At 46.2% G+C, this 23,401-nt stretch carries 18 protein-coding genes and 2 other annotated features; of the genes, 3 read left to right on the top strand and 15 right to left on the bottom strand.

Features of this window, described 5'->3' with window-relative positions:
* Positions 1–191: 191 nt before the first annotated feature.
* The 10 genes from P9687_RS05670 to P9687_RS05625 all read right to left on the bottom strand — a co-directional run bounded on the left by P9687_RS05670 (position 192) and on the right by P9687_RS05625 (position 13,048).
* Positions 192–548, bottom strand: coding sequence for a hypothetical protein (locus P9687_RS05670; RefSeq protein ID WP_035190030.1), 357 nt, complete (start codon positions 546–548; stop codon positions 192–194).
* Positions 532–1,242, bottom strand: a complete 711-nt coding sequence (locus tag P9687_RS05665; protein ID WP_035190031.1) for an ABC transporter ATP-binding protein — start codon at positions 1,240–1,242, stop codon at positions 532–534. The genes P9687_RS05670 and P9687_RS05665 overlap by 17 nt, the downstream gene beginning before the upstream one ends.
* A 273-nt stretch (positions 1,243–1,515) precedes the next feature.
* Positions 1,516–2,166: a response regulator transcription factor gene (locus tag P9687_RS05660; RefSeq protein WP_225620915.1), complete on the bottom strand. Its 651-nt coding sequence runs from the start codon at positions 2,164–2,166 to the stop codon at positions 1,516–1,518.
* A 30-nt stretch (positions 2,167–2,196) separates the two neighbouring features.
* Entirely contained in the window at positions 2,197–4,347 is a 2,151-nt protein-coding gene (locus P9687_RS05655; RefSeq protein ID WP_235601899.1) for a sensor histidine kinase, read from the bottom strand.
* A 135-nt stretch (positions 4,348–4,482) separates the two neighbouring features.
* Complete coding sequence (locus P9687_RS05650; RefSeq protein ID WP_014097332.1) at positions 4,483–4,644, bottom strand: hypothetical protein; 162 nt, start codon at positions 4,642–4,644, stop codon at positions 4,483–4,485.
* 106 nt (positions 4,645–4,750) lie between these two features.
* On the bottom strand, positions 4,751–5,620 hold the full coding sequence (locus P9687_RS05645; protein WP_014097331.1) for a polyprenyl synthetase family protein: 870 nt from the start codon (positions 5,618–5,620) through the stop codon (positions 4,751–4,753).
* 139 nt (positions 5,621–5,759) lie between these two features.
* Positions 5,760–5,996: a binding site (T-box leader), on the bottom strand.
* Positions 5,997–6,037: 41 nt separating this feature from the next.
* Positions 6,038–6,751, bottom strand: a complete 714-nt coding sequence (locus P9687_RS05640) for an aldehyde dehydrogenase family protein (RefSeq protein ID WP_035190035.1) — start codon at positions 6,749–6,751, stop codon at positions 6,038–6,040.
* Between the two features lie 14 nt (positions 6,752–6,765).
* Positions 6,766–7,866: an SDR family oxidoreductase gene (locus P9687_RS05635; RefSeq protein ID WP_035190036.1), complete on the bottom strand. Its 1,101-nt coding sequence runs from the start codon at positions 7,864–7,866 to the stop codon at positions 6,766–6,768.
* A gap of 286 nt (positions 7,867–8,152) precedes the next feature.
* Positions 8,153–10,564 (bottom strand): glycogen/starch/alpha-glucan phosphorylase, encoded by a 2,412-nt coding sequence (locus P9687_RS05630; protein ID WP_026684361.1) that lies wholly within the window; start codon positions 10,562–10,564, stop codon positions 8,153–8,155.
* 507 nt (positions 10,565–11,071) lie between these two features.
* Positions 11,072–13,048 (bottom strand): methyl-accepting chemotaxis protein, encoded by a 1,977-nt coding sequence (locus P9687_RS05625; protein ID WP_017550950.1) that lies wholly within the window; start codon positions 13,046–13,048, stop codon positions 11,072–11,074.
* A gap of 247 nt (positions 13,049–13,295) precedes the next feature.
* On the opposite strand from P9687_RS05625, the gene P9687_RS05620 reads away from it, so the two are divergent.
* From P9687_RS05620 to serA, 3 genes are all read left to right on the top strand, one after another.
* Positions 13,296–14,258, top strand: coding sequence for a D-2-hydroxyacid dehydrogenase (locus tag P9687_RS05620; protein ID WP_328228476.1), 963 nt, complete (start codon positions 13,296–13,298; stop codon positions 14,256–14,258).
* A 108-nt stretch (positions 14,259–14,366) separates the two neighbouring features.
* Positions 14,367–14,577: a binding site (T-box leader), on the top strand.
* 66 nt (positions 14,578–14,643) lie between these two features.
* Complete coding sequence (locus tag P9687_RS05615; RefSeq protein WP_071452059.1) at positions 14,644–15,804, top strand: pyridoxal-phosphate-dependent aminotransferase family protein; 1,161 nt, start codon at positions 14,644–14,646, stop codon at positions 15,802–15,804.
* Positions 15,797–17,422 carry a phosphoglycerate dehydrogenase gene (serA, locus tag P9687_RS05610; protein WP_168985516.1) on the top strand — a complete coding sequence of 542 codons (1,626 nt, stop codon included), beginning with the start codon at positions 15,797–15,799 and terminating at the stop codon, positions 17,420–17,422. Before P9687_RS05615 ends, serA begins: the two co-directional genes overlap by 8 nt.
* A gap of 79 nt (positions 17,423–17,501) precedes the next feature.
* Here serA and P9687_RS05605 read toward each other — a convergent pair whose 3' ends face one another.
* From P9687_RS05605 to leuC, 5 genes are all read right to left on the bottom strand, one after another.
* Positions 17,502–18,530, bottom strand: coding sequence for a PTS transporter subunit IIC (locus tag P9687_RS05605; protein ID WP_168985517.1), 1,029 nt, complete (start codon positions 18,528–18,530; stop codon positions 17,502–17,504).
* Positions 18,531–18,887: 357 nt separating this feature from the next.
* Complete coding sequence (locus P9687_RS05600; protein WP_046721791.1) at positions 18,888–20,018, bottom strand: HAD family hydrolase; 1,131 nt, start codon at positions 20,016–20,018, stop codon at positions 18,888–18,890.
* 144 nt (positions 20,019–20,162) lie between these two features.
* Complete coding sequence (ilvA, locus tag P9687_RS05595; protein WP_168985522.1) at positions 20,163–21,215, bottom strand: threonine ammonia-lyase; 1,053 nt, start codon at positions 21,213–21,215, stop codon at positions 20,163–20,165.
* A complete protein-coding gene (gene leuD, locus P9687_RS05590; protein WP_168985518.1) occupies positions 21,172–21,762 on the bottom strand; it encodes a 3-isopropylmalate dehydratase small subunit in 591 nt (196 codons plus the stop codon). Before leuD ends, ilvA begins: the two co-directional genes overlap by 44 nt.
* Positions 21,763–21,846: 84 nt before the next feature.
* Positions 21,847–23,262, bottom strand: coding sequence for a 3-isopropylmalate dehydratase large subunit (gene leuC, locus P9687_RS05585; protein WP_071452426.1), 1,416 nt, complete (start codon positions 23,260–23,262; stop codon positions 21,847–21,849).
* Positions 23,263–23,401: the final 139 nt, after the last annotated feature.

Here is a 23,401-nt window from a genome sequence, read left to right as displayed (position 1 = left end):
ACTCCGAAACTTGAGTTTTTTATTATTATCGTTGAGCCTCTGTGTAATAGCGAGGATTAGCAGATCATGTTTTTTCATTTATTCCTTTCCTTCCTTCACACTGTTATTCGGCCAACATATTTAAAAAAACAAATGAATTATTGCCATGCTGTTTCCTAATGTAAAAAGTCATCCTACGGTGGAAATAGGCATTAGTTCTTCACCAGATATACCGGAACCCCGAACCCGTTTCGACGGCTGAGAAGATCATCAATCGCTTTACGCTCAGTTTTTGTACCATATTTCACCATGACCAGTCCTCGGTTCTGGTCTTTGGAGCAAGGCCTCTCCACTTCAACTGTAATGTCATCCCCTATTGATTTTATCTCCTTAGTAAGTTTTTGATGACTAGCAATCGCCTCATCTACCTTCGACACAGTCGGCAGCTGATTGCACGGCGGATGCGTGTCCTCTGAGCCTGAGAACCAGCCGTTCAGTAACGCAAGCGCTCCCACTATTAACAACAAACCGACAACCACACCAATAATTTTCTTATGAACCGGCTTCATAAGGTTTCTCTCCCATATTACCAGTTAAATCAGTAGAAGACGGATTATGTAATGAACTGTTAGAACCGACTTCATGTTTGGCACCACATGCGTTAATCATCTCGGAATCGTGCGTTGACACAATCACTGTACGACCACCCAGAGCAAAATTTGCCAATAAATGGATGACTTTTTTCCGATTGACTGCGTCAAGAGAAGCAGTAGGCTCATCAACAAATAGAAGCTCCGCATCCTTGTAAACAGCACGCGCTAAAGCTAATCGCTGTTTTTCTCCTCCGCTTAGGTGACCGGCCAGCTCCTTTTCCCGGCCCTGTAAACCTGTTTGCTCAAGTACCTTCGCCAAGCGTTCGCGATTTCCCCTGAAACGCCGACCAAACATACTTGCATGCATGGTTACATTGAAAGCAATCGACTCCTCATCCATGATTCCGTAATCTTGAAGTATGAAGGCTGCGTGATCACACCAAAATTTGCGTCGTGCCGATGAATTGTACTTTGTAACATCTTTTCCATTAAATAAAATCTGGCCTTGATCCACCGGGAGCAACAACCCAAGGCAGTGCAGAAGTGTGGTTTTCCCACACCCACTGGGACCAACGAGAGCTGTCATGGTTCCGGAATTGCAACGTACTGACTCAGCATGCAGCACGGGTACTCCTCCAATTGAAACGGAGATGTCCTTGGCTTCGATCAAATTTTCATCCTCCAATCAAATTTGATATAAAAAAACATCACCAACACACAGTACAAATGACCTAATTTACTTTGCACTGAGGGGATCCTTAATTGTCAAAAAAATACCTAAAAAATGACACGTTTATTTTAATTGACAAAAGAGTCATTGTCACCGAAATCTTTGTGTGGTTCCACCGAAATTTTTGTGTGGTAACACCGAAAAAAAGTGGACAGCTGCTGCCCAAACATTGGTGGCTAATACCAAAAAAGCGGAATTCTTTGCAAATCCGCTCTATCCATGAATTTTATATGAATCAGGCGAAATAATCCTCATTTCTTTTACTCTATCCGCCACTTGTTCTCTGGAATGAATGCCCAATTTTTTATAAATGGAGCGCAGCTGATACTCTACAGAACGTTGAGTGATGTAAAGTTTAGCAGCAATTTCCTTGTTCGTATCACCGTCAATTAAACACTCAATAATTTCTATTTCTCTTTCACTAAACAGATTTTCAGTTTCCTTTTTCAACCGGAGGGTGTAAACAGACTCTTTCACAAGGGTATTTGGAAAAATGCTATATCCACTGATAACGGCATGGACAGCGTTAATTAATGTATTCACTGAGGCCGTTTTACTGATAATCCCGGAAATGCCTTCTTCAATTAATTGATCCAACACAATAGCAAGTTCTGAATCAAAACCCGTATAAATAATAATTTTAGCTTGCGGCTGTAATTTGATTATTTTTTTTGATATTTCCAGACCGTTCACTTCAGGAAAACTCCAGTCAATAAGAAAAACATCATAATTCGCACTCTCTATCTTTTCTTTTAAATAATCAGCAGAAAAAATGGCTTCCGCTTCAAATCCTGCGTTTTGCAGCAAACTCTTCGTACCGCTTGCCACTAAACGATGATCATCAATGACAAGTATGGACGCCATCATTATACTCCTCCTTGTAAAACTGGCTATTTATAAACCTCGGCTGATTGGCCAGACAATTTCTAAATGAAGCCCTTTCCTACCGTTTCCTGTTTTAAGTGAGTCTATGTTTAATTGACCGCCGGTAATGGCTACGCGCCCGTTTAAACCTGGCCATCCCATTGTGCTGAAATGATGCTGGGGTTTGAGTACATCTTTGTCTATCCCAATCCCATCATCATCGTAAAGAAGAATATACCTCGTGCTTTCTTCAGCCAAAATTAAGGTTACATGCTCTGCTTGGGAATGCTTGATCGCGTTGTTTAAAAGCTCTTGGACAATACGATATATGTTGATTTCCAGTTCACGATCAAAAATTGTAAAATGCTGATCGATATGCATATGTAAAGCAAATGATGATTGTTTTTGTACTTGAAGGCATAATTGATTCAGAGCAAGGGGAAAGCCCATTTTGTGAATAAATTCCGGATGTAAATGATGTATAATTTCCCGCAATGTTTTAATGTTATTTAAAATTTCCTCCCGAATTTCGGACAGCATGTCAATAACAAATGGATCAGCACAACCGGCCCTTTTGATATCGACATCCCTCGCCAGTGCCAGCAGCTCTTGTATGATCGTGTCGTGTAGATCCCTCGACAATTGCTTGCGTTCGCGCTCTGAAATGTTAAAAATTGCTTTTTTTACTGTATGCGGCAACAAATCCCGGTCTTTTTCCAAGCTTAATAAAGCGATAAGGTCTTCAGCCTTGTCCTGATTCTCAATCACAACCTGTGCATAGTTTAAAAGCGTCTCAAGCCAAATCTTTTCATCGGGATTGAGCTTTCTTCGCATTTTCCAACGCCCATATAAAAAGATCGTGCCGCTTTTGTCATGATACAAGTTGATTTTAAACCCGTGCACATCCATCTGAAGACGTTCTGTACATTCATTCGTCATCGAGTGATGTGTCACATTCACTTTAGTATTGTCGAGTAAAGAAATAGCTTTCCCATTCTGATCGACCTTTACTAAAGTAACTTCCTTAGCTGGCAGAAAGTTTTCAATTTCCCGTTTCAAAATAAAGGCTAAATTAGCCAGCTTATGCTCCGACTTCATCCATTGCAAAAAACGATTCAAGCTCATTTGAAAATCCTGCCGTTTTGGAAACATAATTTTTCTAAACCGGTATTCGACATAATCTTTTATATATAAAAACAACAGTATAACAGTAAAAACGAACAGAGCCAGGCGTGTAATCCTAAATATATTGCCCGACAGTTTACCCGGATCAAAAGCGAGCGTTCCCGTTAAAATAACGGACATTATCATTAGGCTCATCAAGCAATAATAGTGCAGCCGGTTGATAATAAAGGACAAATCAATCATTTTATAAGTCAGCACCAAATAGCCCGTTGTAATTGGTAAAAAAACAAGAAAAGGTGTTGTCCACTCCCATGGCATGATTGAATCCTTGAAAATGACGATTGGAAGTGCGTAAAGTGTGACAAATGGCATAAGGGCAAGGAAGATACCTGTAAAAAGCACCTGTAATGATTTTTTCACCTCACTGTTTTTCGTTTGATAATATAATCGAAAAACAGAGATCATAAGAATGATAAAGACAACGGGCACAAAAAACAGTTCAAGCGGATAATCGGCGGCGATTACCCGGTTTATCAAAACAAGTCCGGCGCCTAAATATAGAAAAGAAAGCACATGGTTTGAAACCAGTCGTGATGAGGAATGATAATAATTTCGCAATAAATGTAGCAGCAATACCAGACTGATACACATAAATATCCCCACTGTATACCTGCTCCAATTGTAGATTCGGGAATTGGCACTAATATTTAGTAATACGGGGGCGATTACTGCTAAAAAAAGGATCAGGACTGGAATTGACTTGTTTTTATCCAGAAATTTAAATAAAAAACATCCTAAAGAAAAACAAACCAAAAAGAAAACCGATGGAACAAGAAAATAATAAATCATTCCAGTAACAGGCTGATGATTATCTATTTTATATTGTACATCCTGGTTCCCGCGTTCTATCGTTATTTTCTTAGCGTCACTAATAATCTCCTTATGTTGGACGGATGGCTTTTTTGTTGGAGAACGTCCGTCAATAAGCCGGATAACATCCCCCCTGTAAATGGACTGTTCAGAAGCCCACCCGTACGGATCTACACTGTCCACCACGATTTGATGATCCGCCTTTTTGACAATAATGCCTATGTATGGATACTTAAAAATAACAAACACAAAATACGTAGCAAGTATAAACGACAAAAATAAACCAGTTAGCAAAAGAAAGCGCATTCTAATCATTTTATATCAGGCCCATAAACGATAATCTTGACTGTTCTCCCCTTTGATAGCATTCAATACGGCACATTTATCTTCTTCAGTAAAAGATTCCGGGTAATCAAAAGTCCCCGCTTTAATTTCTTCAATCAGATGTGGTTGCTTCATCAACTGGTAAATAAACGTTTCCATCTTATCATCTCCCATATTATTCATCTATCATCCATATAATACCATTTATATATTTTAAAATGATGTTTCCAACTAAAGATTAAGGAAAAAACTAAGATTTACAATCTTAAGTTTCTCCTGGGATATCCGCCTTGAAATGAATTCCATCAACAAAGCTCTTGATTTGTCGTTTAATGGTTTCGTCAACGGACAATTTATCAATAATGTTTTTTGCTTTTATTTTTTCAGCTTCTATTAAAACTCTTGTATAGAGAATAACACCTGATGATTGAATCCATGCCTCCAATGATTGAATGGCTAGTAATCGATCTAAAGACAGCCGATTTTCAAAATAAGATGCCACTGCCTTTCCGATTCGGCTTGGGTGATGGGCGAGATACATGGTAGCCAGTGTCCATTTTTTGTGAATTAGATCATTTTTTTCACCCAAATGGAGAACATCATCAAGATCGTTCTCGAGCTGGGCACAAATACCTATTCCAGTTGCATACTCACCTATTAAATGAAGATCAGTAGTATTACCAGCTAGCATAGCTCCGCACAAGCAAGCGAGCGCACAAAGTGCTCCTGATTTTTGCTTAATTACTGCAATATATTCTTCTTCTTTCAATGGTGCATTTCGAATATCAGCAAATTGACCATGAACGGAACGATTTATTCGGTCAACGATTAGTTGAAAAGCCAAATTATTTTTTTGACTGCCTAAAAATCCATTCAATTTTGACATAGCCAACAACAAAAAGGCCGTTTCCACCGTCAATGATTGGCCTGCATGATCTTGCATCCATGGCGAGCGATGATGATCCTGATCTTGCCAGTCATCTAAAATATTAAAGGCAAGTATAATCAGTTCTACACATGCTGCCACATGAAAAACAGAAGCGCTTTTTCCGCCCAGCAAATGGTGGTGGTTTACACACAACATTCCAAAAGGAAGATTTGTTTTCTCATGCTCACTCGCATATTTGTGAGCCATATCTTTCATTTCTCCATAAAAAAAACCTTCAATTAATTCATGAAGCGCGTATTTTATATCAGTTAAAGTGCCTCTGATTCAGTTGCATCATAATCCCTCTCCCATTTTTTAAAAAAATATAAAGAGGACCCCAATCCACGTAAAGGACGGGAAACCCGCGGTGCCACCTTTATTGGCTTGATCAGCCCGGCTTTGACGGTATCAGGGAAAAACCGTATACCTGCCTTTTGTAACGATAAGGCATTCGCCAAAGCCTACTCCGGACGTTTCGGTTTGGAAGCTCGGAAGCCCATTCGCCTGCATGTCATCACCGGTTCGCACCACCCACCGGCTCTCTTCGGAATCCACAAAGGTTACGCTTCTTCATTGCCATTGATTGATTATTATCTTAATGCTGAAAATAAAAAATGTCAATCTTCATTTTAAAAATCTTTTTATTTTTGTCAACCCATTTTTCATATTTGGATAACGGAACGGGATGTCGAAGACGGTTGTTTGTCGTAACACACTTTTCCGGTGGGAGAAGGCATTAAAGCTTTCCTTTCCGTGGTAAGCGCCCATCCCGCTTGCCCCGACGCCGCCGAACGGCTCAAATGGCAGTTCAAGAAGCGCCTGGCTCGTTTCTACCCCGCCTTCGATCACGGCGATAAAATCTTCCGGGAATATTTCTTCCACCAGTTTTTTCAAAGCTTTTGAAGTATGCGGCGTGTATTCCGACGGCTTGATCACTGCACAGTTTCCGGCGGCCACTGCGCCAACAAGCGGTACAAGCGCGAGCTGCAGCGGAAAGTTCCATGGCGAAATAATGAGCGCCGTGCCGTACGGTTCCGGTATAATCATGCTTTTTGAACCGGTATGGGTGAGCGGCGTTTTTGCCCGCTCCGGTTTCATCCATCTTTTCAAATGTTTCAATGTAAATGAAAGCTCGCTCAGAAGAATGCCGATTTCTGTTGCATACGCATCAAACGCCGACTTGTTCAAGTCTTTCCGGAGCGCACCCGACAGTGCCCTTTCATGCCGGATAACAGCTTTTTTCAGCGCCTCAAGCGCCCTAATGCGGAATGCATACGGCTTTGTTTTCCCCGAATAAAAGAAAGCTTGCTGTTTTGCCAGAATCGACTCTGCATTCATACGGAATCCTCTCTTTAAACAATCTTCAGCTGCTTATCGCGGTCATCTTTGTGCGCCTCATAAAAACGGACCATTGCCGGCAATGTCTCTTTGAAATCCGGGCAGGAAATCCCGGACCCCTCCAAATCTTTTTGGGCCGTGCTACAGTCATATTCTGCCTTGCATGTAAAATATTCAAGGGCTTCCCGCTCCGCATTCAGCCATTTCCGGAAAGCCTTAATAGAAAACAGCCATTCCATTACCGATAGCGGGATGGTCCCGTGCGGTTTTCTTCCGAGATACGCTTCCATGACCATTTTGTACAATTCGCGCATGCGGTACGGATGCGGGTCGGTAAGGTGATACGTTTTTCCCGTCTCGGCATGTGCATGGGCAAGATAAAGGGTGGCATCAAAAATGTAATCGACCGGGACAAAATTTCCTTCCGCCGTGCCCTCGCCGAAATACGGAATCACGGGAAAAATTTTAAATTTTGTAAGCGTATTCAAAAGAAAATAAATGCCGTCAAATTTAATGGTTTCACCAGTCTTTGAATGCCCTTTTACAATCCCAGGGCGGATCACCGTAACCGGCACCTCCCCCATGATGTCGCGAACGCGCTTTTCCGCTTCAAATTTTGACTCCTCATAATGGTTTTTAAACGTCTGCCCCATGTCGAGTTCATGTTCGTAAATGCGCCCTTCCCTTTTCCCCGACACGTAGGCGGTGCTGAAATACACATACCGTTTTAAGGCTTTAAGCGTTTTTACCCACTGGTTTACGTTATCTGTTCCCGTTACATTCACCCGCCAGGCGATGTCCCGTTTCACCGCAAGATCGTAAATGGCGGCAAGGTGGAACACATGGGTTACTTCTTCTGCCAGCTTGAAGCGCATCCCATCTTCAATCGAGAGCCCTTCTTTTGTAATATCCCCTTCAATGACGGTGAACTGTTCCTCCGAAATGTTTTCCGCTTCCTTGCAAATTTCCCTGATCTCCGCCTCTGCTTTTTGGCGCATCGCCGGAAGCACAAGCAAATAAATGTGCCCGGCCGGATAATCCAATTGTGCCATCCGCCTGATCAGCGACGAAGCGATAAAACCAGGAAAACCGGTAAAAAAATAAATGTTTTTCACGTGTCTCCCCTCCTGCTGGAAATCTATTGAATGATATTCGCCAAGCGGACATATTTCCCTGAAAAAAAGCAAAGATTCAGACGAAATTTCACCCCCTTTTTTCTCCCGTTCGGATAACGGCTTATGCTGCTGAATGCCCGGTTCCCCCTAAGAGCAGCTCGGTCCTTGCCGGCTGCTTTTAGCGGGAGGATTCCTGGCAATATACAGCAAGCCGGCCTTTTCTATTTGCCACCGTACGCTTCACCGGGCTGTACCCGCGTACCTTACAGCGATGGGAGACAATCCACTAAAAAAGCCTTGTTTTGCTATTTACGTTCCAAATTTCAGCTGCATATCTGAGCACGGTATAATCCGATGAAAATACACCGGCATTGGCGATATTGATCAATGCCATCTCCTGCCATTTGAGCGGATCGCGGTACAGCATGTCCACTTTTTTCTGCGCCAGCGCGTAATCCTCGAAATCTCTTAAAACAAAAAACTCATCACCATATTTAATGAGGGAATCAAAGATGTCCCGCCCTTCCGCCTGCACACCGGGAATCGAGCCGTCAATCAGCGCATCAAGCACACGGTGCAGCACCGGATTGTTTTTATAATAATCATAGGAATGATAAGACCGGTCATGGTAATATTGGAAAACTTCCTGATCGGTCAGCCCGAAAAGGATAATATTGTCTTCCCCCACGAGGTCGCGGATTTCCACATTTGCACCGTCCAGCGTGGCCAATGTGACCGCACCATTGAGCATAAATTTCATATTGCTCGTCCCGGAGGCTTCTTTGGATGCGAGGGAAATCTGTTCGCTGACGTCAGCCGCAGGGATGATCCGCTCGGCCAGCGACACACCGTAATTTTCGATAAAAACGATCTTCAGCATATCCCTGACTGCCGGGTCATGGTTAATAAGATCTGCTGCGGCGTTTATCAACTTAATGATTTCCTTGGCGTAAGTGTAGCTCGGTGCCGCTTTGCCGCCAAAGATGAAAACGCGCGGGTAAATATCTGCTCCCGGATCATCCTTTAATTTAAAATACAAGCTTAAAATATGCAAAAGATTCAAAAGCTGCCTTTTATAAGCATGGAAACGTTTGACCTGCACATCAAAAATGGCATCTGTCCGGACGGTGAGCCCTGTCCTTTTCCTAATATAGTCTGCCAGCCGTTGCTTATTAATTTGTTTGATTTCCGCAAGTTGCCGTAGGACGCTTTCATCCCGGCGAAATGGCTCCAGCATTTTCAAGTCTGTCGGCTTCGTCGCCCACTCCTTGCCGATTTTGCTGTCAATAAAACTGCTCAGCGGTTCGTTGGAAAGCAACAGCCAGCGCCGATGGGTAATGCCGTTTGTTTTATTATTAAATCTGGACGGGAAAATGTGATAGAAGTCACGAAGCACTTTTTCTTTCAAAATATTCGTATGGAGCTTTGCCACCCCGTTGATGCTATGGCTGCCAATGATTGCCAGGTGCGCCATCTTCACGCTCCCGCCCGAAATTACCCTCGTCCGCTCAATCATATCCCAGTCATATAAACGGGCCATGTCCTCGGCATAGCGGCGGTCAATCTCGCAAATAATTTGATAAATGCGCGGCAAAAGCTGTGCCATCATATCTGTCGGCCAACTTTCGAGCGCTTCGGACATAATGGTATGGTTGGTATAGCTGAGCACTTTTACCGTAACGTCCCAGGCCGGTTCCCAGTCCATGCCTTCCTCGTCCATCAAAATACGCATTAGTTCAGGGACACATAATGCCGGGTGTGTATCATTGATGTGGATTGCGACTTTTTCGGCGAGATTGGACATCGGCAGGCCGCGTTTTTTATAGGTGCGGATAATGCTTTGAATGCCTGCTGAGACGAAAAAATATTCCTGTTTCAAACGTAACAGACGCCCTTCATAATTGGAATCGTCAGGATACAGCACTTCCGAAATGCTTTCGATCCGGCTTTGCTGCTGAATAAAAGCATGGTACTCCGTGTTCGCATCCTCAAGCGGCATTTCCGCCGACCATAATCTTAAAGTGTTGACCGTATTGTCCCCGTAACCGATTACCGGGGTATCATACGGCACGGCAAGTACAATTTCCTCATTTTCATAATGGGGAACAAAATGCCCCGATGCATCTTTCTCAAGCCGGACGTTGCCGTAAAACCGCACATTTACCGCCTTGTTCAGCCGGCGTGTCTCCCACACATTGCCGTTTCGCAGCCAGTTTTCAGGCAGTTCAACCTGGTAGCCGTTGACAAATTTTTGCCTGAAAAGCCCGTACTTAAAACGGATGCCGTTCCCGTGCCCGGGGATCGCATGTGTCGCCATTGAATCGATGAAACAAGCTGCCAGCCGGCCAAGACCGCCGTTTCCCAGTCCGGCATCCAGTTCCACCTGTTCCAACGCTTCCAGGTCCATCCCCATTTCTTTAAGCCCCGCCCGGACCGTATCGAGAATTCCGAGGTTGAACAAATTACTTTTCAACATCCTGCCAAGCAAAAATTCCATTGAAAAATAGTAAACTTGTTTTTCCCCTTTTTCCAAGTAGCGCTGATTCGTGTTCCGCCATTCTTTTGCTGCATAAGAACCGATCAATTTTCCGAGTGTAACATACTGCTCTGTCAAATCAGATTTTTCCACATCCATTGTGAAGTAGTCCGACAGCATTCTTTCGAAATCGGCCTTAAATTGTTCCTTTGTGAGTTCCATCCCATTTCCTCCCGTTTTTTGCCCGTAATGTAACCCTTTCTCCGGAGAGGCTCAGAGCCGTTCCTGACTATTTTTTCAAATGCTGATTCTTCATTTTCCTGATTTTTATGATTTTATAAATAGCAAATCCGGCGGCACAGAGAAAAATGAGCCAGCCCAACTGAAATACCACATCAGGCCAATTGACATATGTATGCATGCTTTTCTCTCCTCCATAAGGGAATTTCCTTTTTCAAAAAATTTGTTCATCATCTTCCTAGTTTTATTTTAATGGACGCCGGAGCCATTGTCACCGAAAACTTTTTGCCGGCGTCCTAAAGCCCTTTTGCAAAGTGGCCGCTGCTCCATCGGTTTCTCGCGTGCCAACCGTCACGGTGTGTCGTGGGGAGGAGCAAAATTCACTCCCAAAAATTTTTGGATCTCTATTCCCATTTTTGGCTAAACCTATAAAAGGCGCCAACCAAAAAAGCACCCAAAGCCGGGATTTCTGCTTTGGGCGCTTCTTCTTTAAAACTTATATTTCTTCACAATCTCCTGTAAGTATTCCGACAGATAGGACAATGCTCTTGCCGAATCGCTGATGTCATCCATCGACTTAAGGTGGCTTTCAATGGAAGCGGCCATTTCTTCGGTTGCCGCCGCATTTTCTTCAGCAATTTGGGCAAGTTCGTTCGCAGTCGAGGTCACTTCCTGGACGGAGGCGGAAATTTCTTCCGAGATCGCCGCCATTTCTTCCACTTGCGGTGTGATCTCTTTCATCCCGTTCATGATCGTGTCAAATTTTCCGATCGAATCTTTGGAACGTGACACGCCGGTTTCCACATCTTTGGACACTTGTTCCATCTCGCGGACGGAATCTTCCGTATCATGCTGGATTTGCGTAATCAGCTTTTCAATTTCTTTTGTTGAGTTTTGCGACTGGTCGGCCAGTTTCCGGATTTCGTCTGCCACGACCGCAAACCCTTTTCCGTGCTCGCCCGCTCTTGCCGCTTCAATCGCTGCATTTAAAGCAAGCAAATTCGTCTGAGCCGCAATGCCTTTTATCACTTCTGTAATCTGGCTGATTTGCTTCGAATTTTCAAAGAGTGCCTGGATTTTTGCGTTGGATTGCGCGACAGAACCGGCAATGGACTTCATTTGCGCGACCGTCTCACGGACAGCCTCGCCGCCTTGTTTCGCATGTTCGAGCGTGGCATTGGACAAGCTGGAAATCGCCATCGTGCTGTCGGTTACTTTTTCCATTGCTTTTGCAATTTCACTCATCGCCTGGGCGCTGTTTTCCGTGCCGTTCGTCTGTGTTTCTGCACCGCTTGCAATCTGGGCAGCAGCGGAGTTGATTTCATGGCTTGCTTGTGTTGTATTTTCCGCGTTTGCCTTCAGCTCTTCTGAAGAGGAAACGACCATCTCCGCGCTTTTATCAACCTGGTCGAGAAGATCGCGCAGGCTGTCCTGCATTTTTTTAAAACTTACAGCCAGTTCACCGACTTCATCTTTTTTCCGGATATCTATTTCCTCTGTTAAGTCCCCGGAGGAAATTTTTAACGCTGCTTCTTTCAGGCGGTTAATCGGCCGTGTCACAGAACGGATGACAAAATAGGCTAATACCGTACCGAGAACGAGAAAAATGACGATGACAAGGATCATCCGGTCGATGATCGGCTGTACAGCTTTACCGACCTCATCAGCGTACACGGTGCCTGCGATTTTCCAACCCGTTAGGCTATCAGTTGTATAAATCATCACTTTTTCCTTCCCCTGATACGTATAGGAAGTGTGTCCGGAAACATGGTTAAATACGGTATCATACACTTTTTCTTTTGCATACGCGCCCGGTTTTTTTCCCGGCATAACGATATAATGGCGGGCCGGGTCTATAAGCACGGCATACCCGCTTTTCCCGATTTTGATTTCTTTTGCCATTTTTTGAATCGTACTTATTTTCAGGTCAACTGCGACCACCCCGGAGCTGTCTTGCGTCGTTTTGGCAATGGTGACAATCGTTTCCCCCGTGGTCGCGTCCTGGTACGGGGCCGTCACAACCGCTTTTCCGGGCTGTTCCATCGCTTCCTTATACCACGGCCTTTGCCTTGGATCATAACCTGCAGGCAAGTTGCCATTCGGTTCGATCATCATTTTCCCGGAAGCTGTCCCAACGTAAACATTCAAGACATTGTTATGCAGATTTGCATATTGGCTGAACATCGTCTTGATTTCGGACGGCTTTTTTTCCGTTTCGGCCGAAATTTTTTTAGAAAAATAATCCACATCGTCCATGCGCGGCTGGATCGCATCATGGATGATATTCTGCAACAGATTGACATTTTCCGTGGCGGCATTCAGCATTTGCGATTGGACTTCACTTCCTGCTGATTTGATTGAAAAATATCCGATCAGTACAGATGGAACGAGCAGGATTGCGAGGATCGAAACCATCAATTTCGCTTTCATGTTCCACCGTACATGTTTCTCTACCATCTTTCGCATGACAGGGCAACTCCTTTTGTTCATTTTCATAGCGGTTATCACTATTTCTTTTATCGTACCTTTTAGTCTCTTTTTCATAGGGCTTTATACCCGGAAAAATATATGCAAATGATTGATAAGGCTTACAGGCTGAAGGGATAGCGGTTTTTGCAAATGTGAAAAGAATATGACAGAAATTACCAGAATAAGCAGGAAATTTTTGCGGTATATCGAATATATGATTTAATGAAATAAAGGAGGGAGTTTGATGGCGGAAAGAACTATGATTATTGCGGAAAATCTTGCCCCCGGCCTGCTTGATGAAATCAGGAAACTGGTCCCGGAGTGGCGCATACTGGCCGGAAAGGATCCGGCGCATTGGCAGAATGAAGTGAAGAAAGCGGAAGTGATTGCGAGCTTTCGGAAAAAAATGGAAAAAGATGCATTATCGGAAGATTCCGCTCTCCGCTGGGTTCAAAGCTGGAGTGCGGGGGTGAACAGTTTCCCACTCGAACAATTTGAGAAAAAAGGGCTCTTTCTCACTTCTGCAAGCGGCGTGCACGCCTATCCGATTTCGGAAACCATTTTTGCAATGATGCTGGCATTGACAAGGAAAATCCATACATATGTCAGAAATCAAACGAAAAAGAAATGGGACCATGCCGGGTTAAAGCTGGAAATGCATGGAAAGACGATTGGCATTATCGGTGTCGGGGAAATCGGGCTTGAAACGGCAAAAATTGCCAAAGCCTTCGGGATGAAAGTGCTGGGCGTGCGGCGTTCCGGTGCGCCTGCCGAGTTTGTAGATGAAATGTATACGAACGGTCAGCTTCATGATATGCTGCCGCTTTGTGATTATGTTGCCGTCTGCCTGCCGCTTACGAAAGAAACGTATCATTTATTCGGGAAAGAAGCATTTGCCCGGATGAAGCCGTCTGCATTTTTTATCAATATCGGCAGAGGGGAAATCGCAAATGAAAAAGAACTGGCGGATGCGCTTTCCTCCGGCGAAATTGCCGGTGCCGGGCTGGATGTATTTGAAAAGGAACCGCTCCCTGAAGACAGCCCGCTTTGGGAGCTGGAAAATGTGATCATTACCCCGCACACGGCCGGCTCAACCGAACATTATGACGAGCGGGTTGTCCGGGATATCTTCATTCCAAATTTAAAACGGTATCTCGCTGGTGACAAGCCGGACATTCATCTTGTCGACTACAAAAAAGGTTATTAACCTGTTTGCGCGAATCAAAAAATACGGTGATTTTTAAATTATTTCATTTTTCCCTTTACAGAACTAAAATCAGCTGTTAGAATATTTAGCACAGAGCAAAATGATATCCGAAAAGTAATGATGAAGAAGGCGTATTTGCAAAAAGCCGCAGAGAGTCGGTGGTTGCTGCGAACCGATGCTTTTGCTAATACAATGCCCAGCGCTTCTGAACTGGCCGGCCGAAAGTGATGTAGGCCGCACCCGGCACATGCCGTTATTTTCCCAGAGGTTGCATTTCGCAGCAAATGAGGGTGGCACCACGGTATACGACGTCCCTCCTCCACAAGGATTTTTTGTGGCGGAGGGACGTTTTATTTTAATTTTATATTGGAGGATTGACGTACTCATGCTTTTTTGTAAGGAATCGCTATTCACACCAGGCCCGACCCCCGTACCGGACCGCGTAAAACAAGCCATGAACCAGCCTATGGTCGCACACCGCAGTGAAGTCTTTTCAAATAGCCTGAAGCAAGTGGCGACAAAACTGATGCCGGTCTTTGGTGCAAAAGAACCGGTGGTCGTTATTGCCGGCAGCGGGACATCCGCACTGGAAAGCGCCGTCTGCAACGTTGTCCATGAAGGCGACCATGTCGTTGTCGTGGTCACCGGCGTGTTTGGGGAGCGTTTTGCTTCCATTTGCGAATCATACGGCTCCCATGTCCACCGCCTCAATATAGAATGGGGAACCGTCTGCCGTCCGGAACAGCTGGAAACGTTCCTTAAGGGGTTAAAAGATCCGGTCAAAGCGGTTTTTGCCACCTATTGCGAAACATCCACATCGGTGTTGAACCCGGTGAAAGACCTTGGAGCCGTTGTAAAGCGGCTGACCGATGCCTTGTATATCGTTGACGGCGTCAGCTGCATTGGCGGTGTGCCTGTAGATATGGAAGATTACCAGATTGATATCCTTGTCTCCGGTTCGCAAAAAGCGCTCATGCTGCCGCCGGGGCTTGCCTTTGTCGCCGTCAATAAGCGGGCCAAAGAGGCAATCAAAAACGGCCCTGAGAAACGGTTTTATCTCGACTTGAACCGTTATATCGATTCATACGATGAAGCCGTGACAACCCCGTTCACTCCGCCGGTTTCGCTTGTGTTTGGTGCAGAAGAAGTGTGCCGGATGATTGAGGAAGAAGGCTGGGACAATGTCATCAAGCGCCATGAAATTTTGCGCGATATGACCCGCGCCGGCGTGAAAGCTTTGGGCCTTCCACTCCTTGTCGAAAACGACGCGGATGCTTCGCCGACCGTCACAGCGGTGAAACCGGATGGCGATCAAGCCGGGGCAATCAAAAAATATTTGCAGGATCATTTTTCAATGGTCGTTGCAAGTGGACAAAAGCAGCTGAAGGGAAAAATTTTCCGGATTGGCCATATGGGGTACAGCACGCCTTTTGACGTGATCAACGTTTTAACCGCGCTGGAAATGGCGGTACACGAACTGAATGGAAGGGATACTTTCGGCATCGCGGTGAAAAAAGCGGAGGAGGCATGGAAAGCGCATGTTTAACATTTTAGTAACGGATAAAGTAAGCGAAGAAGGCTTGAAAAAACTGTATGCGCACAAAGATTTTATCGTTGAACACCAGCCGGGCATTGCGCCGGAAGATTTAAAAGCCACAATCGGCCAATATGACGGGCTGATTGTGCGGAACCAAACAAAAGTGACAAAAGACATCATTGAGGCATCCGGCAATTTGCGTGTCATAGCAAGGGCCGGGGTCGGCGTTGACAATATTGATGTCGATGCTGCGACGAGAAAAGGGATTATTGTCGTCAATTCACCGGGAGGAAACACGATTTCCGCAACGGAGCATACACTCGCCATGATGCTTTCCCTTTCCCGCAATATCCCGCAGGCACACAAGTCCGCAGCCGCAGGAAAATGGGAGCGTGAAAAGTTCAAAGGCGTCGAGCTTTTCAAGAAAACGCTCGGCATCATCGGGACGGGAAAAATCGGGACAGAAGTGGCGAAACGGGCAAAAGCATTTGGCATGGCCGTGCTCGGGTATGACCCGTATTTAACCGAAGAACGCGCGGCCAAGCTCGGCATCAAAAAAGCAACGCTTGACGAAATTGCCGCCCAAGCCGATTTCATCACGCTCCATACGCCGCTGATGAAAGAAACGAGGCATTTGATCAATGAAGCTTTTTTGTCAAAAACGAAAAAAGGTGTCCGCATCATCAATTGCGCACGCGGCGGGCTTGTTGACGAACAGGCGCTGCTTCAGGCGCTTCAGGAAGGCCGCGTTGCAGGGGCTGCCCTGGACGTTTTTGAAAACGAGCCGGAAATCACGCCGGGGCTTTTGGAACTGCCGAATGTTATTGTAACCCCACATCTCGGCGCTTCGACCCGCGAAGCACAGGTCCGGGTGGCGGCAGATGTCAGCGACGAAATCATCCATATTTTTGAATCTGAGGAGATCCGCAATGCCATCAATATGCCGCAAACTTCCGGGGAAAACCGCGAACGGATGGAACCATTCCTCCTTCTTGGCGAACAGGTGGCACAGCTCGGCATCCAGCTTTTGGATGAAGCGCCGGAAAAAATTGAAATTACGTACGCCGGCGAGCTTTTGGATGAAGATACAAAACTGCTGACGAGAACGATTATCAAAGGGATTCTGGCGCGCCATCTCGGCAGCACCGTTAATCTTGTCAATGCCCTCCATCTCTTAAAGGAACAGGGGTTGACATACAATCTGCAGCGCAATGCGGCGTTTAAGGGCTTCTCCAATTATTTGGAACTGGCACTGTATAAAAAAGGCAAACAAGTGAATATCGGCGCTTCGATCATTAACGGGTTTGGCGGCCGCATCGTGAAGCTGAACGATTACCGTGTCGATCTCCGCCCGGAACAGCACCTTCTTTATATCCGGCATCTGGACATCCCGGGCATGATCGGTCAGGTCGGATCGATTCTCGGCAGCAACGATACCAATATCGGGACGATGCAGGTGGGTCGGAAAGAAATCGGCGGGGAAGCGATCATGGTACTCACGCTCGATAAAACCGCAAGCCAGCAAGTGCTGGACCAATTAAAAGAGGTAATCGGCATTAAAGCCGTTCAGACTTTGGAACTCGCAACCGGCTATACCTTTCAGGAAGAACCTTTTATAGAAGTATAAATAAAAAGCATTCACGGCAAAACGCTGTGAATGCTTTTTTTCGGATACAAGTCAAAATGAGGCTTGTACGACCCGGTTTTTATTGGACTTCCATCCTGAGGTCGCCGGTTTTTGCCCAGCCGAACAACTTGAGGAAATGATAGATGCCGAGCGTTGTAAAAATGGGTAAAATCACACCTGCCGCAATATAAGCAAGCAACACGCGGGTTCCCTGGTTTGCGAGAATATTAAGCGGTGCAATTAAAGAATTCAGGCCAAGCCCGCCGAGTTCATACGGCACTTTTAAATGGAACATCATCGTTGCAACCGGCGCACAAATGAGCGACGAAACAAACGGCGGAATGACAAGACGCGGATTTTTCACCAAATTTGGGAACTGGACTTTTGGTGTAATCAATGACTGTGCAATATTGCCGCCCCAGTCATTTTGTTTCAGCGACATTGCCGTAAAACCGACAAACTGGACCGTACAGCCGATCAGTGCAGCTGCGCTGGATACCGGATCAAGCTGCAGCGCAATGGCAAGCGCGGCCGAAGAAGCAGGTGACATGAGCAGGATGCTCCAGACGAGCGATACAACCATTGAGCCGAAAAGCGGCGAACCCTGTACAGACGCCGTAATTTCACCGCTCAGCCATTGCAAAAACGGCGTGGTGACAGCAGCAAGGCCAACGCCGGCAACACCGCCAACAAGAATCGCGGCAAACGGAATTGCCATCATATCGAGCTTTGTTTTGCCAGTTACGCGTTTTCCGACCCACGTTGCGACAACTGCAGCCAGCACAGCACTTACAGGTTGTCCGGTAACAATCGTAATCAAGCCGTCCTGGGTTGTGCCGATCGCGTTTCCGCCGACTGCCGCACAAGCCATCGAACTGAAAATGACCAATGTATTGCCGCCAAGCTGGTATGCAACGCCTGCGCCGATGGCCGGTGCCAACAGCGATTTTGTCGCTGCCCCGATGGTCAAAAAGCCGTCCCAGCCGAGGAATTTCCCGAACGTTTCAAGCAAAAGTCCCAGCCCCAAAGTCACGAGCACAGCGTTTGCTACCCCGGCAGATGCTTTATACGCCCTGTCAATGACATAATCTTTAGTTGCTCGCTTCACCTTTCCCACTCCTTGAAATATTCTGAATTGAAAAGCCGTTATGATCGCCGTTCCCTTTTACTTTCCGTCCTCAATGATTTCCGCCAAATGCCGGCTTGTCCATCTTGATTTCCGCTCCTTTTTTTATAGATGTTCAAATATTACATTCATTTTAAAATAAAGTCAACACTTAATTTTATTTAAAAATACTTTTTTTCAAACTTTTTATCTTCCTTTTTATAGAGAAGCTGGCAAAATTATACTATATTAATAAAGTGATCATGTGAGATTTCCCTACAAATTTTCTTTTCAGAAATGCCATTTTTCACGCAGCGGAATATCTTGCCAAAAAGAGGCATGCCTTCGCATGCCCCAGCTCTACAAAAATATGTTTTTGAGGTCTGCCACATTTTCAAAAATATAATCTGCCCCGTGTTCTTCAAATTCGGCTTTTGCTTCTTTTCCGGACAAGCCGGTTAAAATGCCGGCAAATTGGGCGCCTATTTTTTGCGCAGCAAGCAGGTCTGCAAGCGAGTCCCCGACAATCAGGATTTCCTGCCCGTTTTCAAGCGGGAGGCTGCATTCCGTACAGCCGCGGGCGGGCGTGTTTTTCCCTTTTAAAGCAAGCAGATAGGTAAAAGGGTTCGGCTTTGCAAGCGGCGTATGGCCGCCAAGCTCCTCTTCCGCCTTTAAAACGTCGTCCGCCGTTACGATATGCTCCTCATGAAACAGCGGCAGCCAGCCAAGCGCCCGGAACGGCCCGTACGTTTCAAGCTGCGGCCTTCCCGTGCCGACACCAAGTTTCAGCCCTTTCTCTGCCAAAAAGGAAAACAAGGCACCGATTTTTTCCGGTTCGGCAAGCGGAATCTCCTCATCGAGAAACCCTTTTTTTCCCGTTTGCACGCTCGGCTTCCCGGTAGATGCCACAATATTTTGGTCGCCGACATACCATTCCTGGGAAGCATGCTCGCACACCGACCAGAGCGCGCCTTTTTTGCCAAGCTGCGTATCTGTAAGCCCGAAGATTTCATAAGCAAGCTGATCCAGCACTTTCAATAAATCCTGTTTCGTTTCAGGCCTCTTTGCAAACCAGTTTAAAAAGATGCTATAGTCGGTTTCAACCGGATAATGTGCAAGCACCTCGCGGATTTCATGAAGCGTTTCATCATCGATTTCACGTGACAACCAGCCGCGGATCCGGCCCGCTTCCTTTTCCTTTATTTGTGAAAGCAAGTGTAAAAGCTGGCAGGTGAACGTTAAATAAATCATATCCCAGTTCGCGTTCATCCCGCGCGATTTTAAAAACCGCAGCACTTCATCATGTTGAAAAACATCAGCCCGAATGCGCCTGATTTCCTCATCTGTTAAGGCTGTTTTAAATTGTTCCGGTGCGAGCCCTAAATAATGGCCGCTATGTATCAATTCCCAGACGGTTAAGCCGGATGCGTCAAAATAACGTTCCTCGCTCAGCAATACGCCGTCCACATCAAATAATACCGTTTGAATCATCTCTTCACCTCTTTCCTACATCAGTGTAACAAAGGATGCTGTTTTTTTGTATCGTTTTCTCCCTTTTCGGCCTGCACAAAGAAAAGGCGCCCCGGGGCACAGCCTAGTGACAACGCCCGGCATGCCCCGGTCTGGTGCCCGGTTCTAAAGCGAAACAACCCTATGTTTTTTTTTGCCAGCCGTAGCCAGCCGTTTGAAGTGAGAAATTTTATCCAGATCCGCATTTCCGCCGCTTACAACAATGCCGACGTGCTTTCCTGAAACGCCAGCTTTGCCGCTTAATACAGCCGCGAATGCCGCCGCTCCTGCCCCTTCGACAAACATTTTTTCGCGTTCAAGCATATAAATGATGGCAGTGGCAATGTCTTCATCGCTTACTGTCACGACATCATCCACATACTTGCTGATTAATGGAAATGTCAGCTGGCCGGTCTCTTTTACAAGAATACCGTCCGCAATGCCCGAAACATGTTCGAGCCGGCTGTTGCCCATCCCTTTAAAGCGATTATAGGCGGCAGGCGCCCCCTCGGACTGCACGCCGATGACGCGGATTTTCGGATCATAATTTTTCAGGAGACAGGCCATGCCGGCAATTAAGCCGCCGCCCCCGACCGGAATCACAACCGTATCAAGATCCGCGCATTGCTGGATCATTTCGAGAGCGATCGTTCCCTGGCCGGCCATCACTTCATAATCGTCAAACGGGTGAATAAACGTTGCCCCTGTGATTTGCTGGTCCAATACAGCTGCTTCATACGCTTCCTGAAAAGATTCGCCGGTCAGCACGACTTCCGCACCATACGCCTTTGTTGCCAATACTTTGGCAAGCGGCGTTTTTTCCGGCATATATATTTTTGCCTTCAACCCCTGTTTCGTTGCCGAAAACGCAACACCTTGCGCATGATTGCCCGCAGATGCCGCAATCACGCCGTTTTTTCTCGCATCCCCTGTTAAGTTCGTAATCTTATTCAGTGCGCCCCTGATTTTAAAAGACCCTGTGCGCTGCAGGTTTTCCATTTTAAAGTAAAGCCTTGTCCCTGCCATTTCATTGAATGTCGCCGATTCGTTCAACGGCGTCCGGTGCACGACCGGCAATAAATTTTCAAATGCTGCTACAATGTCTTTCGTTTGTAAGAAATCCCCATTGTTCTTGTCACACTCCTGCGTTTTCAGACGCTTCAAATTTTGAAATTTCATCTTCAAGCAATAATGTCAGCCCGATTTCATCCAGTCCCTTTAACAGCATATTCTTCGGATACGGATCAATGTCAAAGTGGATGGCCTTTTCTCTCGTTAATACCACTTGTTTTTCAAGATCAACCGTTAAAAAGAGCCGTTCTCTCTGTGCCTTGTCAATCAAATCACGCACTTCTTCTTCCGGCAGCTCTACGGTTAAAATCCCGTTTTTCAGACAGTTATTATGGAAAATATCAGCAAAACTTGGTGCGATGACCACTTTAAAGCCGTAATCCTGTAATGCCCAAGGCGCGTGCTCCCGTGAAGAGCCGCATCCGAAGTTGTCGCCTGCCACTAAAATCTGCGCACCATCGTATTTCGGGTCATTTAAAGGAAAATCTTCCCTTTTATTTCCGTTTTCATCGAAGCGCCAGTTGTAAAACAAGCATTCTCCGAACCCTTGGCGCTCAATCCTTTTCAAAAACTGTTTCGGAATGATCTGGTCGGTATCGACATTTTTCCGGTCCAATGGGAATACGAGCCCTGAAAAAGTTTGAAATGGCTCCATTTGCTTTTGCCCCCTCTCTTCGTATAGATGAATGAATTTTCTTCTGCTACCTGCTGCAAAAGAAGCAGCACGGCATGCCGCCATTTAGCGGACTGGCTCAGGCTGGCCGAGCTTCCGGACATCGACAAATTTGCCGTAAATGGCGGCGGCTGCAGCCATTGCCGGGCTGACAAGATGCGTTCTGGCGCCTGTTCCTTGCCTGCCTTCGAAGTTGCGGTTCGATGTGGAGGCGCATCGTTCTCCGGCAGGGACAATATCATCATTCATGGCAAGGCACATGCTGCAGCCCGACTCGCGCCATTCAAACCCGGCTTGCGTAAATATTTTGTCCAGGCCTTCTTCTTCTGCCTGTGCTTTCACGCTTTGCGACCCCGGAACAATGAGGGCCCGAACCCCTTCTCTTACATGCCGGCCTTTTACAATTTCCGCTGCAGCCCGCAAATCGGCAATCCGCGAGTTCGTGCACGAGCCGATAAACACGTGCTGGACAGGGATGTCTGTGATTTTCATCCCCGGTTCAAGGCCCATGTATTGCAACGCTTTTTCAACCGCCTGCCGTTCGCCCGGATCGTTGATTTCAGCCGGGTCCGGCAATGTTTCACTGATGGGGAGGCACATGGATGGATTTGTACCCCATGTAACCTGCGGCTCAATTTCTGCTGCGTCCATTTCAAGCGTTTTGTCATAGACGGCGCCTTCGTCTGATGCCAGCGAGAGCCAGTATGCTGCTTTTTCTTCAAAATCTTCCTTCGGCGCATATTTCCTTCCGCGCAAAAAGGAAATGGTCGTTTCATCTGGGCTGATCAACCCCGCCCTGGCCCCTGCTTCAATCGACATATTGCAAACGGTCATCCGCTCTTCCATGGACAAATTGCGGATCGCTTCACCGGTGTATTCGACAATATGGCCGGTGCCGACGCCAATCCCGAATTTTGCAATGATGGCAAGGATTAAATCTTTAGCCGTCACGCCTGGCCCAAGTTTGCCGTTGATTTTGATTTGCATCGTTTTCGGGCGCTTTTGCCATAATGTTTGGGTTGCCAGCACGTGTTCCACTTCACTCGTGCCGATTCCGAAAGCAATGGCGCCGAATGCACCGTGCGTGGATGTGTGGCTGTCGCCGCATACGATCGTTTTCCCGGGCTGGGTGAGTCCCAGTTCCGGTCCGATCACATGAACAATCCCCTGGTCTGGATGGTTGATGCCAGCAAGCGGGATGCCGAATTCCTGGCAATTTTTCTCCAAAGTGGACATTTGTTTTTTCGAGACTGGGTCTTTTGAAACCCTGCCCTTTGTTGTCGCAACATTATGGTCAACGGTGGCGAATGTTAAATCCGGCCTCCGCACTTTACGGCCATTCATCCGTAACCCCTCAAACGCCTGCGGGGACGTAACCTCATGGACAAGGTGCAGGTCAATATAGAGCAGGTCCGGTTTCCCTTCTTCGCGGTGGACCAAATGGTTTTCCCATATTTTTTCGATAATCGTTTTCGGTGCCATCGTATCACTCCCATCTGCCGCTTTTCGTTTTTTTAGATCAATCTCCGTTTTGCCTCTTCCTGTGGTTAAAAACTGCACTGTTTTTCCATCCCGGAAAACGCGTGGACCGCCGTAAACAGCCACTTATTTTCTGTTGAAA

It is taken from the genome of Weizmannia sp. CD-2023, assembly GCF_036225245.1.
GTDB lineage: Bacteria > Bacillota > Bacilli > Bacillales > Bacillaceae_C > Weizmannia > Weizmannia faecalis.
Note: the sequence above shows the minus strand (reverse complement) of the source record. Positions and strands in the feature narration are given on the sequence as shown.

Bases quoted from the DNA above. Each gene is read 5' to 3' on its own strand.
- leuD (WP_168985518.1), bottom strand. From the start codon at position 21,762: ATGGAGCCATTTCAAACTTTTTCAGGGCTCGTATTCCCATTGGACCGG.
- ilvA (WP_168985522.1), bottom strand. From the start codon at position 21,215: ATGAAATTTCAAAATTTGAAGCGTCTGAAAACGCAGGAGTGTGACAAG.
- P9687_RS05650 (WP_014097332.1), bottom strand. From the start codon at position 4,644: ATGGAAACGTTTATTTACCAGTTGATGAAGCAACCACATCTGATTGAA.
- P9687_RS05645 (WP_014097331.1), bottom strand. From the start codon at position 5,620: ATGGCTCACAAATATGCGAGTGAGCATGAGAAAACAAATCTTCCTTTT.
- P9687_RS05640 (WP_035190035.1), bottom strand. From the start codon at position 6,751: ATGAATGCAGAGTCGATTCTGGCAAAACAGCAAGCTTTCTTTTATTCG.
- leuC (WP_071452426.1), bottom strand. From the start codon at position 23,262: ATGGCACCGAAAACGATTATCGAAAAAATATGGGAAAACCATTTGGTC.
- P9687_RS05670 (WP_035190030.1), bottom strand. From the start codon at position 548: ATGAAGCCGGTTCATAAGAAAATTATTGGTGTGGTTGTCGGTTTGTTG.
- serA (WP_168985516.1), top strand. From the start codon at position 15,797: ATGTTTAACATTTTAGTAACGGATAAAGTAAGCGAAGAAGGCTTGAAA.
- P9687_RS05660 (WP_225620915.1), bottom strand. From the start codon at position 2,166: ATGGCGTCCATACTTGTCATTGATGATCATCGTTTAGTGGCAAGCGGT.
- P9687_RS05600 (WP_046721791.1), bottom strand. From the start codon at position 20,018: ATGATTCAAACGGTATTATTTGATGTGGACGGCGTATTGCTGAGCGAG.
- P9687_RS05615 (WP_071452059.1), top strand. From the start codon at position 14,644: ATGCTTTTTTGTAAGGAATCGCTATTCACACCAGGCCCGACCCCCGTA.
- P9687_RS05625 (WP_017550950.1), bottom strand. From the start codon at position 13,048: ATGCGAAAGATGGTAGAGAAACATGTACGGTGGAACATGAAAGCGAAA.
- P9687_RS05630 (WP_026684361.1), bottom strand. From the start codon at position 10,564: ATGGAACTCACAAAGGAACAATTTAAGGCCGATTTCGAAAGAATGCTG.
- P9687_RS05620 (WP_328228476.1), top strand. From the start codon at position 13,296: ATGGCGGAAAGAACTATGATTATTGCGGAAAATCTTGCCCCCGGCCTG.